This window comes from Rhodoplanes azumiensis (assembly GCF_042682915.1).
GTDB classification, from domain to species: domain Bacteria; phylum Pseudomonadota; class Alphaproteobacteria; order Rhizobiales; family Xanthobacteraceae; genus Rhodoplanes; species Rhodoplanes azumiensis.
In genome coordinates this window covers 1-16,003 of the sequence record NZ_JBHUIW010000047.1, presented here as the reverse complement: position 1 = coordinate 16,003, position 16,003 = coordinate 1, and the positions used below count along the sequence as shown (strand labels likewise).

Genomic DNA, 16,003 nt, shown 5'->3' with positions numbered 1-16,003 from the left:
CGAGGTCGTCGACGACGAAGGTGTCGTCGCCCTCGCCGCCCCACAGCTGATCCGCACCGGCCCCGCCGTCGATCGTGTCGTCGCCGGCGCCGGCGACGATCGTGTCGTTCCCCTCGTTGGTGTAGATCAGATCGGCGCCAGCGCCGCCCTCGACGAGATCGTCGCCGCGCGCCGTCGTGATCTGGTCGTCGCCGTCGCCGCCGTCGACCGTGATGCTCTGACCGAGCCACGAGTCCGCGGTGAGGCGATCATTGCCGGCGCCGAGCCGGATCTCGCCTTCTCCGTTGGAGCCGATATAGAGGTTGATCACGTCGTCGCCGTCGCCCATGTCGAGGATCCCGACGATCCGGCCCGAGTTGCCGAGCTTGTCGTTCCCCTTGCCGAACGAGACGTCGCCCGCGATCACGCCGGTGCTGGTGTTGATCAGCTCGTCGGCGCCGGCCCCGAGCAGCACGGCGCCCGTGAGGGTGCCCCGGTTGACGACGAGGTCGTCGCCGTCGCCCGTGTCGAGCGCGGAGCCGCCGGTCGCCGTCATCGCGCCGTCGTTGACGACCGTGTCGGCGCCGCCGCCCATCTTCACGCCGCCGACGATCGTGCCGGTGGCGGTGTTGGTCACGGTGTCGGCCCAATTCCCCACGAGATTGATCGCCTCGCCGCCTTTGATGCGCTCTACGAATACCGCGGCGTCGGCGGCATCGACGCCGGTCGGCAGATTGCCATCGCCCTGGATGGTGCCGGCATTGGTGATGGTGGTGGCGGCGAAGGCGGCGCCGTTCGAGGAGTCGTCGACCTCGATCGCCCGGCCCCAACCGTAGATCGTCGCGCCTTCGTGATTCATGATGGTGCCGCCGCCGATCGCGATGCCCTCGGAGACGTTCGGCTCGCCGTTGTGATAGCCGTTGTGACCCTCGCCGCGGATCACCCCGTAGTTGTCGATCACAGCGAGGCCGTCGGTGTCGATCGCGTCGCCGTCGCTGTCCTCGTAGCCCTGCGACTTGCCCACGATGACGCCGTAATTGGTGACGTAGACCGTGTTCGCCACGGTCTTGTCGTTGTCGACATTGATGCCGGAGCCGTTGCGGCCGATCAGGGTCGCACCCGCCTCGTTGATCACCGTCAGGCCCTTCTTGCCGGTGACGGCGTGGCGCGAGCCCTCGATCAGGCCGCCGGCGAGGTTGTGGACCACGCCGCCGGTGGCGCTGTTGAAGTCGACGCCGTCGCCGCCGTAGGTCGACAGCCAGCCGTCTTCGAAGGTGTCGTCCGAGGACCGGATGGTTCCGGCGTTGTTCACCACCATGTTCTGGCCGCCACGGATCACGTCGGAGCTCGCATTGCCGTGGGTGATCGTGCCGCCGGCGAGATTGTTGATCGTCACGAGCGCCTGCTTGCCGACGTCCGTGAAGTTCAGCACCGTGGTCTTGCCGTCCATCGTGCCGGCATTGTTCACGGTCACGACGGAACCCGCGCCGAGCGAGATCGGCCGGATGGTGCCGAACGTCTCGGCGCCCGCGGCGTTGTTGAAGACCAGCGTGCCGGTCACGCCGTTGGCCGAGAGCAGGTAGTCGTTGGCGTCGTCGACCGACATGCTGCCGGCGTTGTCGACGGTGAGGTTGCCGCCGGTCCAGGCGATCAGGCTGACCTGGGCCGGAGTCTGGTCGGCGAGCGTCATCGCGCCGCCGGTCTCGACCGTCAGGTGCTGGCCGCCGCCGAGCGCGACACCGCCGACGACGGCACCGCCGGTCCTGATGTCGATGTCGGCATAGGCCGCCGCCGCGCCGATCTGCCAGCGTCCGCCGTCGACGACCAGATGCTCGACGCCGGTGATCTTGGCGCCGTCCAGCACGGCATTGCCGCTGCCGGCGAGCATCAGCGTGTCGTCGCCGTCGTCGCCGGAGATCGAGACCGGTGTTCCGCCGTCCGTCGAGAGGACGATCGTGTCGTCGCCGTCGTTGCCGCGCACGACGTCACCGGCGCCTGCCACCAGCGTGTCGTCGCCGCCGCCGCCGATCAGCTGGTCGGCACCGCCGTTGCCGATCAGCACGTTGGCGGCACCGTCGCCGATCAGCACGTCGTCGCCGGAACCGCCGATCACGTTTTCGATGGACACGAGCGTGTCGTAGCCCGAGTCGACGCCGAAGGCGACACCGCCGCCGAGCGCCACCGTGATGCCTGCCGTGTCGGCCCCGTAATCGGCAGTGTCGCGGCCCTCGCCGCCGTCGAGCAGGTCGTCGCCGGCGCCACCCACGAGCGTGTCGTCGCCCTCGCCGCCCCACAGCTGATCCGCACCGGCCCCGCCGTCGATCGTGTCGTCGCCGGCGCCGGCGACGATCGTGTCGTTCCCCTCGTTGGTGTAGATCAGATCGGCGCCGGCGCCGCCCTCGACGAGATCGTCGCCGCGCGCCGTCGTGATCTGGTCGTCGCCGTCCCCGCCGTCGACCGTGATGCTCTGACCGAGCCACGAGTCCGCGGTGAGGCGATCATTGCCGGCGCCGAGCCGGATCTCGCCTTCGCCGTTGGAGCCGATATAGAGGTTGATCACGTCGTCGCCGTCGCCCATGTCGACGGTCCCGACGATCCGGCCCGAGTTGCCGAGCTTGTCGTTCCCCTCGCCGAACGAGACGTCGCCCGCGATCACGCCGGTGCTGGTGTTGATCAGCTCGTCATTGCCGGCCCCGAGCAGCACGGCGCCCGTGATGGTGCCCCGGTTGACGACGAGGTCGTCGCCGTCGCCCGTGTCGAGCGCGGAGCCGCCGGTCGCCGTCATCGCGCCGTCGTTGACGACCGTGTCGGCGCCGCCGCCCATCTTCACGCCGCCGACGATCTTGCCGGTGGCGGTGTTGGTCACGGTGTCGGCGAACGTGCCGATGATGTTGATCGCCTCGCCGCCCGCGATGCGCCCGGCGAACAGGTCTAGCCACTCCTGGCTGACGCTCGTCGGGAGATTTCCGTCGCCCCGGATCAGGCCCGCATTGTGAATCTGCGTGGCCGCGAACGCAGCTCCGTTGCTGGAATTGTCCACCTCGATCCCACGGCCGTAGCCGTAGATCGTCGCGCCTTCGAAATTGTCGATGGTGCCGCCGCCGATCGCGATGCCTTCGGAGACGTTCGGCTCGCCATTGTGATAGCCGTTGTGGCCCAGGCCCTCGATGGTGCCGTGGTTCTCGATGACGGCCAGGCCGTCCGTGTCGATCGCATCACCGTCGGAGTCGCTGTAGCCGGCCGATTTGCCGATGATCGTACCGTAGTTCGTCACGTAGACGGTGTTCGCCACCGTCGCATCGTTATCGACATTGACGCCGGAACCGTTGCGACCGACCAGGGTCGCGTCCGCGTCGTTGACGATCCGCATGCCCCTCTTGCCGGTCACGGCGTGGCGCGATCCCTCGATATAGCCGCCCGAGTAGTTGTGGACGATGTCGTTGACGCCGGTGCCAAAATCGATCGCGTCGCCACCGTAGACGAGCGTTCCGTCGTCTTCGTGATAGTCGGCACCCGAGACGATCCGGCCCCAGTTGTTGATCGTCGCATTGCTGCCGTTCTTGATCAGGTCGGAGCTGGCATACTCGTGCGTGATCACACCGGTGGCGAGATTGTTGACGACGGTGACGCTGCCCTGAGTCGAGATCTTGATCGCATAGGAGTCGACGCCGTCCAGCAGTCCCGCATTGTTGATGGTGATCGTCGTGCCGGTCCGCGCACCGTTGAGATCGAGTGCTCGATCGATCATGCCGTCCTCGTAGTTGTTGATCGTCAGCGTGCCGCGAGCCGAGGACGTCACGGTCAGCACGGCCGAGCCGTCACTCTCGATCGTGCCGTGATTGTGGAGCACCGCCGTGCTGGCGGAACCGGTCCATGTCACCGGAACGTCGGCACCGTCGTGGAGCAGCGCACCGTCGCCGACGGTGAACTCCATGGCGCCGCTGAGAACGATCTGACCTTCGGCGATGGTGCCGGCCGGCAGGTCGGACGGCACCGGATCGTCGTTCTCGACGGTCACGTAGGCCGCATGGCCGGAGCTGTCGATCACCGCGCCGACCGGTTCATTCTCGACCGACACGATCTCGAGCCGGAAGTAATCGTCGGACTCGTAGCGCATGTCTCCGGAGATGACGACCGTAATCGTCGCCGTGTCCTGACCGTCGAGGATCACGCCCTCGATCGTCGTCGGCATCGTGCCGTCGAAGTCGTCGTCGTCGACCGCCGAGTTGTCGGGAACGAGCCGAACCGTGAAGTGCAGATCGCCCAAGGTGCCGCCACCGGTGCGCTGCACCGTGAAGGTCAGCGTCTGGGTTCCGTCGTCGCCTTCGATCACGCTCACGTCGCGCGACTCGCTCGTGAACGAGACGGTCTGCGGAGGATCGTCGTCGACGATCGTCGCGGTCGCGATCGAGGCACCGCCGATATTCACCGCCGACGCGGTGTTCGACACCTGATCCAGCTTCACCTGGAAGACTTCGTCCGCCTCCGACTTGATGTCACCCGCAACCGCGATGGTGATCGTCGCCGACGTCTCGCCGTCCGCGATGACGCCGGAGAAGGTCGGCAGGACACCCCCGAAGTCGTCGGCATCGAGACCGCTCCCCTCCGGGATCAGCAGCGTTCCGGAGAACACGACGTCACCGTCGGTCCCGCCGCTTCGGACGATCGTGAATGTCAAGTTCGTCGTCGCGCCGCCGGCGCCCTCCTTCGTCGACACGAAGATCGAGTCGTCGGCGAACCGCACGGTCTGCACGGTCGGATCGGTCGTGAACGGGCCCGTCGCCAACGGCGCATCCGGCGCGGTGCCGTCATGATAGGGCGAGCCGTTGTAGGAGGTCTGCGCATCCCAGTTCGACGCGGTGGCGAGTGTCGCCCGGTAGTCGTCCAGGGAGGCATAGCCGGAGGTCGGGCCGTCATAGACGGCGATCGACGCCGAGCGCAGGCTGTCGGCGATATTGACGGCGTTGATGCCGGAGGTCAGACCGGTCCCGTCGAGCACGCTCTGGTTCGCGTAGTACGGCCAGTTCGAGAACGCCGTGAGGAAGGTCGGCGACGACCGGTCTCCGACATAGGCATAGAGCGTTTCGGATTCGAATGTCGGATCGGGGACTCCGGTGTAGGACACGGTTCCGAGGTTGCTGGTCGCCGCGATCGGCGCGCCGTAGGAATCGGCGGTCATGTGATCGATCGAGACGACGGTGCCGGCGGCGATGTCCGAGGTCGCGGTCCAGGTCCAGGTGCTCTCCGACGTGCCGAATGTGGTGCCGTTCCAGTTGCTGTCGGTGAAGGTGATGATTGTGCCGGCCGAGAGGGCCTCCAGCGCCACGAAGGTGACAGCCATGCGGTTGCTGTCGTCGTCTGCATTGCTGAGGGTGAATCCGGTGAAGGCGATGGAACCAGCAGCGAGGGACATGTCGAGTTCCTTGTGACGAACACGGATGAGCCGCCGACGCGGGTCGGCGGACGCAGCGACTTGGGCAGGTCGTGGGCACCGGCACGCGGAGAGGCGGTGGTCGATCGGTCGGCGCCGAGACGCGGCGCATGCCGACCCTGGGGCCGGCGCGGGTCACGTCGCGGTTACATCGCCAGCGTTATGAAGGGGCCTGATAACACAAAATTAACGTAAACATGAAACGAGCCGAAATGGTACCATTTCGTGCGAAAAAGACCGCACCTGCGCTACCAAGATACCGAACTACTCGCTCAGATGCGTTCGACGCCGTCGGCGATCGTGATGGCGATCTCGTGGATCTGGGGCGGCTTGTCCGGGAAGCGGACCTCCAACGAGACGCTGTCGGCGCCGGCGAAGCCGGGGCGCGAGCGGTAGAGGGCGATGAAGCCCGGCACCTCGAGGGCGAGGCACTCGCGCACGTTCGTCGCCTTGATAGTCGCCTTGCGGAGCGTGACGGTGCCGTGCGCCGGTGCGCCCACGAGCCGGATCGTCGGCATCGGCCCGCTGGAGCAGTCGGGCTTCACGTTGACGTAGACGGCGATGCGGATGTCCTTGCCGGGCGGCCCCTTGGCCCGGCGCGTGACGGTCTTGTCCGGGGTGGCTCCATCTCGACCGATCCCGTCTCGACCCGCCCCGTCTCGACCCGCCCCGGGTCGCGCGGGCCGGTCTCCACCGGGCCGATCCTGCGCCGGGTTGTTCGGAGGGGACGTCTCCGGTGCGGGCTTGTCTTGTGGGGGCTTGTCCGGTGCGGACTTGTCTTGCGCGGCCTTGTCTTGCGCGGCCGGTCCGGTCTGGGCGAGGGCGCCGACCCCGGTCTCGGTCCCGATCCCGGCCCCGATCCAGATCGCGAGTGCGACGACGAGGAGCGCCACGCAGGCCCGCGCAGCGGCCCCGATCCTCGCCGCCACGCTGCGCCGGCCGACACAATCGGCCCGCCTCGCTGCTGCGGTCATGGCGCGCCTCCCTGCGGTCGAGACATCGATTTCGATACGCGATATCGCTTTTGATCTCGGCTCGCGATATCGGCTCTCGATGTCGGTCCTCGATATCGCGATCGATATGTCACGATACCAGATCCGATAACCGATACGATATCGGATCCCGATGGCGATTCCGACCATCGGGCCTCGGTCTCCGTGCGTTCGCCCGCGCGGATCAGTCGTGCCGGAACGTCCGCGCGAGCTGGTCCTCGAGCGGCTTGCGCAGATACGCGAAAGCCGTTCGCGTTCCCGTCTGGATATACGCCTCCACCGGCATGCCGGGAAGCAGCGTCTTGCCGCGCAACCGGGCGGCGGTGTCCTCGGCGATCGCGACGCGGGCGACGTAATACGGCACGCCGGTCTGCGGATCCTTGGTCAGGTCGGCGGCGACGTGCACCAGCGTCCCGTCGACGTCGGGGGTCGTCGTCGTGTCGAACGCGGTGAAGCGCAGCTTTACGGCCTGGCCGATCTTCACCCGGTCGATCATCTGCGGCTCGATCCGCGCCTCCGCGATCAGGCGGTCGCGCTCCGGCACGATCAGCATCATCTGCTCGCCGGGCGCGACGACCCCCCCGACCGTGTGCACGGACTTCTGATGGACGATGCCGGTCTGCGGTGCCCGGACGTCGACCCGGGAGAGCTGGTCGACCGCGGCGACGCGCCGCTCGGCGAGGTCGGCGATCTTGGTCTCGGTGTCGCGCAGGTCGGCGGCGACCTCGCGGCGCCGGTCCTGGACGAGCTGCATGATCTGGAGCTCGGTCTCGGCGATGCGGCCGTTGGCGCGGGCCGTCTCGGCGATCAGCTGGCCCTCCTCGCCGGCGAGCCGGGCGGCCTCGCGCTCCAGCGTGGTCAGCCGCGTGTAGGGGACGAGGTTCTTCTTGTAGAGCTCGCGGACGCCTTCGAGCTCGGCGCCGATCAGGCGAATCTGCTCGCGCTTCGAGGCGATCTGGGAGGCGAGCCCGCGAATCTCCTCGCGGGTCTGCGCGACCCGCTCGCGCATCTGCTGCTGCTGGCCCGCGAGGGTGTCGCGGCGGGTGCGGAACACGCTGGTCTCGCCGGCGATCACCTGCGCGACCTCCGGGGTCTCGGCGCCGCGTTGCGCGAGGAACGGCGGGACCGGCACGGCGTCGCGGTCGTCGCGCTCGGTCTCGAGCCGCGCCTTGCGGGCCCACAGCTGCAGGAGCTGCGCCTCGATCACGGCGAGGTTGGCGCGCGGCACCGTCTCGTCGAGCCGCACGACAAGATCCCCGGCCTTGACGTGGTCGCCGTCGACGACGCGGATCTCCGCGACCACGCCGCCGGTCGGGTGCTGGACGCGGCGGACATTGCTCTCCACGACGATCTGGGCCGGGGCGATCACGGCGCCGGCGAGCGGGGCCGTCACGGCCCAGGCGCCGGCCGTGGCGACGACGACGACGATCGCGGCGACACCCGCCCGGGCGATGCCGCGGATCTCGCGCAGGGGATCCGGCCGGGGCGGCTCGGACGGCGGGGTGGCGATCGACACGGGATCTCTCCTCAAGCGCGGCCGTCGGCCGCCCGCATCTCGGGCACCGGGTGCAGCGGCACCGGGGCCGGCGCGGGCGACGCCGGATGGCGGGCCAGCGGCTTGCGCAGCACCTCGTCCTTCGGGCCGAGGGCCTGCACTTGGCCGGCCGCGAGCACCAGCACCTGATCGACGGCGGCGAGCGCCGCCGGCCGATGGGCGATGATGACGGCGATGCCGCCACGCGCCCGGATGCCGTGGATCGCCGCGGTGAGGGCGGCGTCCCCTTCCGCGTCGAGGCCGGAGTTCGGCTCGTCGAGCACCACCAGGAACGGATCCTTGTAGAGCGCGCGGGCGAGCGCGATGCGCTGGCGCTGGCCGCCCGACAACGCCGCGCCGCCTTCGCCGATGCGCATCTCGAAGCCGCCCGGCAGCCCCACGATCATGTCGTAGGCACCGGCCGCCTTGGCGGCGGCCAGCACGGCACTGTCGCTCATGTTCGGATCGAACCGGGCGATGTTCTCGGCGACCGTGCCGTCGAAGAGCTCGACGTCCTGCGGCAGGTAGCCGATCATGGCGCCGCGCATCTCGATCGGCCACTGGTCGAGAGTGGCGCCGTCGAGACGGATCTCGCCGCGCGCCGCCGGCCAGATGCCGACCAAGGACCGCGCCAGCGTCGACTTGCCGGAGGCCGAGGGCCCGATCACGCCGAGGCCCTGGCCGGCCTCGAGCGCCAGGCTGACATTCTGCAGGATCGGCGCCGAACTGCCCGGGGCGGCGACGGCGATCCGATCGACCGTCAGGGACCGGCGCGCGCGCTCCGGCGCCAGGCTCGGCCGGGCGTCGGGGTCGATCCCGGCGAGCGCCGTCCGCAGCCGCTGCCACGCCTGGCGGGCGGCCAGGAAGGGCCGCCAATTGCCGATCGCGAGCTCGACCGGCGCCAGCGCCCGGCTGCTCATGATCGACGACGCGATCATCACGCCGCTCGACGCCATGCCCTCGATCACCAGCCAGGCGCCCATACCGAGCATGGCCGACTGCAGCATGAAGCGCAGCACCTTCGAGGTCGCCCCTAGCGCGCCGGCCACGTCGGCGTTGCGCTGGTGGGCCGCCACATGGGCGTCGTTGGCGTCGCGGAACCGGGCGATCAGCCGCGGCTCCATGCCGAGCGCCTTGACGATCTCGGCATTGCGCCGGCCCGCCTCGAGCTGCACGGCTCGCAATGCGCTGCTGCGCGCGACCTCGCGGGTCGGAGCGCGGGTGAGCAGCTCAGTGAGGAGCGCGAGGCCGAACAGCACCACGGCGCCGCCCACCAGGGTCCAGCCGAGATAGGGGTGCAGCAGGAAGCAGCCGGCGACGTAGAGCGGCATCCAGGGCAGGTCGAACAGGGTCGTCGGCCCGAGCCCGGACAGGAACGAGCGGACCGTGTCGAGGTCGCGCGACGGCTGCAGGCCGTCGCCGCGTCCGCCCTGCATCGGCGCCCGCAGGATCGCCGCCACCATCGGCGCGGACAGCGCGCCGTCCAGCGCCGCCCCGATCCGGTTGAGGATTCGCTGGCGCAGCCAGTCGAACACGCCCTGGAAGGCGTAGAGCACCAGCACGAGGAGCGAGAGCGCCACCAGGGTCGGGATGCTGCGCGACGGGATGACCCGGTCGTAGACCTGCAGCATGTAGAGCGAGCCGGTGAGCATCAGCACGTTGACGACGGCCGAGAACAGCCCGACCGCGACGAAGGCGCCGCGGCACGCGGCCAGCGCCTCGACGAGGAGATCGCGCTGCGGCGGGCGGCCGGCGGCGGACGGTCCGGAGCGGCTCGGCCCGGAGGGAGACACCCCGGATGCGGCCGGACGAGGCGGTACGCTCATGACGTGTCGATCGACCTGGCAGGACTGCCGCGAGGCGCGGCGGTCCGTTTCGTTAACGTTTCCAGACGTCAATCATGTGACGAACGCGACCGATGTCACGAATCATGATGTCGGACCACATCATATTCCGGTGTGAAAGCCGGAGCCGTCGCGGCCCTGGCGCGCCCCGTCGCACCGCCCGAGCGTCGTCCCGGCCGCCCCCGGCACGCGGCCTGCGAGTCGACGAGCGGCTCCGTATTCAGGGGTCAGCTTTCGGAGTTGCGGAACTGAATCAGGATGTCGGTGGACGCTCTTGCCTGCAACCGGCAAGCGGTGGGCGTGCCGGCGCGTCACCCCAGGGCGGTCTTTCCGGCGCATGTCCCCGGTATCGTTCCGCGCATACGGTGTGTTTCAAATTAACTTCATTATCATTTCAAGAGGCAGTCATTCGGCTGTTGCGAAGCCTCCCATATGGTGCCGCCGCGCCGATGTTAACGCTCCGTTAACATAAACCGTAACGCACGCCGTCGAGGTCGGGGGGTCGTCCGGGGAACCGGAGGTCGGCCCCAAGTCTCGCGCGCCGTGAGACCACTTTCGGGACATCCCATGCCGAACATCTCGCTCGCCGCCCTCGACGTGGCGTACACGCAGAACTTCGATACGCTGACGACCTCGGGCGCCCTGACCATCACGGGCTGGATCATCAACGAAGAAGGCACGAGCGCCCGGAACAACGAGCAGTACACGGTCGACACCGGCAGCAGCAACACCGGCGACATCTACAGCTACGGCGCGTCGGGGTCGACCGACCGGGCGCTCGGGACGCTGCGCAGCAGCACCCTCGATCCGGTCATCGGCGTCGGCTTCACCAACGACACCGGCACGGTGATCACCTCGCTCGAGATCAGCTACCGGGGCGAGGAATGGCGCCTCGGCGGCACCGGCCGCGCCGATCGCCTCGACTTCCAGTACAGCCTGAACGCCACCAGCGTCACGTCCGGAACCTGGATCGACGTCGACCAGCTCGACTTCAGCACCCCGAACTCGTCGCTCTCGGTCGGCGCCGTCAACGGCAACACCTACGGCACCACCATCGCCTACACGATCACCGGGCTGAACATCGCGCCCGGCGCCACGTTCATGCTCCGCTGGACCGACTACGACCCCAGCGGCGCGGACGACGGCCTGGCGATCGACAACTTCTCCCTGACGGCGAAGGCACCCGCGCCGATCCCGACCGTGTCGATCGACAGCGTCAGCGTCCTCGAGGGCGACAGCGGCACCAAGGTGATGACCTTCACGGTCACCCGCAGCGACACCTCCACGGCGTTCTCGGTCAACTACGCCACCGCCAACGGCACGGCCACGGCGGGCAGCGATTACGTCGCCCAGAACGGCACGCTCACCTTCGCGGCGGGCGGCCCCGCCACCCAGCAGGTCTCGATCACCATCTACGGCGACACGATCAACGAAGGCAACGAGACCTTCACGGTCGCCCTGTCGAACGTCGTCAACACGACGGGAACGACGGCCATCGGCACCGGCACCGGCACCGGCACCATCGTCAACGACGACGTGGCGGTCACCAAGATCAGCGCCGTGCAGGGCTCCGGTGCGTCGAGCCCGATGGTCGGCCAGACCGTCACGATCGACGCGATCGTGGTCGGCGACTTCCAGAACGGCGACGGCGACAACGCGCGCAACCTCAACGGCTTCTACCTGCAGGAGGAGGCCTCGGACTCCGACGGGAACCCGCTCACCTCCGAAGGCATCTTCGTCTATGGCGGTCTCACCAACGTCAACCTGGGCGACCGGGTGCGCGTCACCGGCGTGGTCAGCGAGTATTTCGGCATGACCGAGGTGACCGCGACGTCCGTCGCGGTCATCGAGGCCGGCGCGGTCGCCGACGTCCACAGCATGGCGGTCGTCGTCGACCTGCCGAGCATCGGCACGACGCTCAGCCAGGACGGCGACTACCAGCCCGACCTCGAGGCCTACGAGGGCATGCTGATCACCATTCCGCAGACGCTCACCATCACCGAGCAGTACAATCTCGACCGCTTCAACGAGATGAAGCTGGTCGCCGGCGATCGTCCCGAGACCTTCACGCAGATCCACGATCCGGACGCCGCCGCCTACCAGGCTTATCTGCAGGCGCTCGGCTCGCGCACCATCGCCTACGACGACGGCCTGCTCACCGAGAACGCCCCGATCGGCAACGTCTCGGGCCTCGATCCGAACGACGACCCGAGCACGGCGCCGAACTACGCCACCGCGAACGCTCCGCGCATGGGCGACACCATCACCGGGCTGACCGGCGTGCTCGACTATCAGTGGGCCGGTAACTCGAGCTCCGGCTCGACCTGGCGGGTGCGGGCGATCGAGAACGACGACAACACCTTCGTCAGCACCACCCCGCGCACCGAGGCGCCCGAGGACGTCGGCGGCCGGCTCAAGGTCGCGAGCTTCAACGTGCTCAACTACTTCACCACGCTGACCGGGAACACCGACATCGGCGTGGCGCGGCGCGGCGCCGAGAACGCCACCGAGTTCGCCCGTCAGACCGAGAAGCTGGTCACCGCCATCGTCGCGATGAATGCCGACGTGCTCGCGCTGGTCGAGCTGGAGAACGACTTCGAGGTCGGCTCCGACGGCAACGCCATCGCCTACCTGGTCGAGCAACTGAACGCCGTGCTCGGCGCCGGCACCTATGCCTGGGTGAACCCGGGTCAGAAGTTCGTCGGCAGCGACGCCATCGCGGTCGGCTTCATCTACAAGCCGGCGACGGTCGCGATCACGGCGGGCACGACGGTGGAGATCCTCGACGACGGCGACCTCGCCGGGCTCGGCCTCTCGGGGCTGACCGGCCAGAGCTCGGTCGGGCACGTCTTCGACGGCACCAACACCAGCCGCAACGCGCTGGCGGTGAGCTTCACCGAGATCGCCACCGGCGAGTCGTTCACGGCGATCGCCAACCACCTGAAGTCGAAGAGCGGCACCGGCACGGGTGCCGACGCCGACCAGGGCGACGGCCAGGGCAACTGGCAGAACCAGCGCGAGCTCGCCGCCACGGCGCTGACCGCCTGGGCCGCCTCGGACCCGACCGGCTCCGGCGACAGCGACGTGTTGCTGCTCGGCGACTTCAACGCCTACGCCAAGGAAGACGCGATCAAGATCATCGAGAACGCCGGCTACACCAATCTCGGCGTCGGCAACGGCGAGTACTCCTACGTCTACGACGGCCAGACCGGCACGCTCGACGACATCTTCGCCAACGGCACGATGGCCGGCCAGGTGACCGGCACGACGCACTGGCACATCAACGCCGACGAGGCCGATGCGCTCGACTACAACACCAACTACGGCCGCGACACGAGCATCTTCGACGGCTCGAGCCCGGCCCGCTCCTCCGATCACGACCCGCTGATCATCGGGCTGAACCTCGGAGGCAAGACGTTCTCGGGCGTTCTCGCCGACTACGCGTTCGCGCTCAACGCCAACGGCTCGGTGACGATCACCGACACGCGGGCGGGATCGCCGGACGGCAGCACCACGCTCAGCAACGTCACCTCGCTCAAGTTCGCCGACGGCGTGCGCGAGCTGGCGCTCGGCACGGCGACCGACGACTCGGTGTCCGTCGCCGCGAGCGGCATCGCTCTCGCCGGTGCGGGCAACGACGACGTGTTCGGCAGCGCGGGCGCCGACCTGCTCGACGGCGGTGCCGGCAACGACGCCATCCTGTCCGGCAATGGCGACGACACCGTCATCGGCGGCGCGGGCAACGACACGATCGAAGACAGCGAAGGCTCGGACACCTACCTGTACAAGCTCGGCGACGGGTCGGACACCATCCTCGATCTGCCCGGCTCGAGCACCGACGTCGACGTGCTGAAGCTGCTCGACATCAATGCGGGTGACGTCAAGTACGTGCGCCAGGGCGACGATCTCCAGGTCGTGATGGCGGACGGCGCCGTCGTCACGGTGACGGGCCAGTTCGTCGGCAACGGCGTCGAGGCCATCACCACGGCCGACGGCACCACGCTCGATCGTGCGGGCATCCAGGCGGCCGTCGGCCCGCATGTGGCCTACACGCTGCAGATCCTGCATGCTTCGGATTTCGAGGCCGGCCTCAAGGCGGTCGATCGCGCCGGAAACTTCGCCGCGATCGTCGACTATCTCGAGGACACCTATGCCAACTCGATCACGCTCTCCTCGGGCGACAACTACATCCCGAGCCCGTTCTTCAGCGCCGGCAGCGACGCCTCGCTGAAGGAGATCTACGAGACCGCGCTCGAGACTTGGTACAACCTCGCTCCGGGCACCCTGAACATCTCGCCCGGTTTCGGCACCGCCGACATGGCGATGCTGAACCTGATCGGCATCCAGGCCTCGGCCATCGGCAACCACGAGTTCGACGCGGGCACCAAGGCCTTCGCCGACATCATCAAGCAGACGGCCGGCTATCCGGGCGCCCAGTTCCCGTATCTCGCGGCGAACCTCGACTTCTCGGCCGACCCGAACCTCGCCAGCGCCTACACCTCGATCATCCAAAACGCGGGTAACTACACCGGCTTCCCGCCGGCCGCCGGCATCGGCAAGAAGATCGCCCCGGCCACCATCCTGGAGGAGGGCGGCGAGAAGATCGGCGTGGTCGGCGTCACCACCCAGATCGTCGAGAGCATCTCGTCGACCGGTGGCGTCGAGGTGATCGGCGACGACGTCGACGACATGGCGGCGCTCGCGGCCATCATCCAGCCGACCATCGACGCGCTGCTCGCCCAGGGTATCAACAAGATCATCCTGGTGAGCCACCTCCAGCAGCTCGCCTTCGAGCAGGCGCTCGCCCCGCTGCTGCACGGCGTCGACGTCATCGTCGCCGGCGGCTCGCACACGCTGCTCGCCGACGAGACCGACGTGCTCGCCCCCGGCGACACGGCGGCCGGCACCTACCCGATCGTCACGACGAACGCGGACGGTAAGACGACCCTGATCGTCAACACCTCCGGCGAGTACTCCTATGTCGGCCGCATCGTCGTCGACTTCGACGCGAACGGCGACGTCATCTACACGCCGAACACCGCGGTCAACGGCGCCTACGCCACCACGGACGAGGTGGTGGACAGCCTGTACAACGGCAACACCACGGTCGACGTGGACGGCGACGGCGACGTCGACGCCGACGACGCCGATCCGTTCCACGAGGGCGGCCGCGGCGATCTCGTGAACGACATCGCCCAGGCGGTCGGTGCCGTGATCGACGCGCAGGACGGCAACCTCTTCGGCAAGACGGCCGTCTATCTGGAAGGCCGCCGCAGCGAGGTCCGCACCGAGGAGACCAATCTCGGCGACCTCTCGGCCGACGCCAACCTCTGGTACGCCCAGAAGGTCGACCCGACCGTGATGGTGTCGATCAAGAACGGCGGCGGCATCCGCGACTCGATCGGCAGCGTCTACGCGGTCGGCGACACGGCGGTCGAGAGCCCGCCGCTCGCCAACGCGGGGGTCGGCAAGGAGGCGGGCGACGTGTCGCAGCTCGACATCGCCAACGCGCTGCGCTTCAACAACGCCCTGTCGCTCGTCACGGTCACGGCGGCGCAGCTCCTCCAGGTGCTGGAGCATGCGGTCGCCGCCACCACGGCGACCGCGACTCCCGGCCAGTTCGCCCAGATCGGCGGCATCTCCTTCTCGTTCGACAAGGATCTGCCGGCCGGCAACCGCGTGCAGTCGGCGGCGATCCTCGACGAGGACGGCAACCCGATCCTCGCCCTCGTCCGGAACAGCGAGCTGGTCGTCGATCCGGCCATGGCGATCCGGGTCGTCACCCTGAGCTTCCTGCTCACCGGCGGCGACAGCTACCCGTTCGCGAGCTTCATCGCGGCGGACCCGACCTTCGCCAACGTCGTCAATCTCGATGCGAGCCTGGTGCCGGACGACGGCCAGGTGGCGAGCTTCGCGGCCGAGGGCACCGAGCAGGACGCCTTCGCCGAGTACATGGCGGCGAAGTACTCCGAGACGGCCTACGATGTCACCGACACGACCCGTGCCGACGACAAGCGCATCCAGAACCTCGACTACCGGGCCGACACCATTCTCGTCGGCGGCGCCACGAAGTTCGGCACCGCCGGTGACGATCTCGTCCGCGGCACGATCGGGGACGATATCCTCTACGGGGCTGCCGGCAACGACACGCTGGACGGCAACACGGGAGCGGATCAGCTGTGGGGCGGCGAGGGCGACGACACCTTCGTCGTCGACGACCTCG

At 68.5% G+C, this 16,003-nt stretch carries 5 protein-coding genes; 1 reads left to right on the top strand and 4 read right to left on the bottom strand.

All coding sequences use genetic code 11. The features are described from left to right. The 4 genes from ACFSOX_RS23090 to ACFSOX_RS23075 all read right to left on the bottom strand — a co-directional run. Nucleotides 1–5,392: beta strand repeat-containing protein (locus ACFSOX_RS23090; protein WP_465270129.1), on the bottom strand; the 5,392-nt coding region annotated here is incomplete at its 3' end. 290 nt (nucleotides 5,393–5,682) lie between these two features. Beyond that, the gene (locus ACFSOX_RS23085; RefSeq protein ID WP_378480180.1) at nucleotides 5,683–6,552 is read right to left on the bottom strand and encodes a hypothetical protein; all 870 of its coding nucleotides are present in this window, start codon (nucleotides 6,550–6,552) and stop codon (nucleotides 5,683–5,685) included. A gap of 34 nt (nucleotides 6,553–6,586) precedes the next feature. After that, nucleotides 6,587–7,918, bottom strand: coding sequence for an HlyD family type I secretion periplasmic adaptor subunit (locus ACFSOX_RS23080; protein WP_378480179.1), 1,332 nt, complete (start codon nucleotides 7,916–7,918; stop codon nucleotides 6,587–6,589). Between the two features lie 11 nt (nucleotides 7,919–7,929). Next, complete coding sequence (locus ACFSOX_RS23075) at nucleotides 7,930–9,762, bottom strand: type I secretion system permease/ATPase (RefSeq protein ID WP_378480178.1); 1,833 nt, start codon at nucleotides 9,760–9,762, stop codon at nucleotides 7,930–7,932. A 585-nt stretch (nucleotides 9,763–10,347) separates the two neighbouring features. On the opposite strand from ACFSOX_RS23075, the gene ACFSOX_RS23070 reads away from it, so the two are divergent. Next, nucleotides 10,348–16,003: ExeM/NucH family extracellular endonuclease (locus ACFSOX_RS23070; protein WP_378480177.1), on the top strand; the 5,656-nt coding region annotated here is incomplete at its 3' end.

Excerpts from the sequence above, each read along its gene's own strand:
- ACFSOX_RS23085 (WP_378480180.1), bottom strand. The coding sequence starts at position 6,552 with ATGGTCGGAATCGCCATCGGGATCCGATATCGTATCGGTTATCGGATC.
- ACFSOX_RS23075 (WP_378480178.1), bottom strand. The coding sequence starts at position 9,762 with ATGAGCGTACCGCCTCGTCCGGCCGCATCCGGGGTGTCTCCCTCCGGG.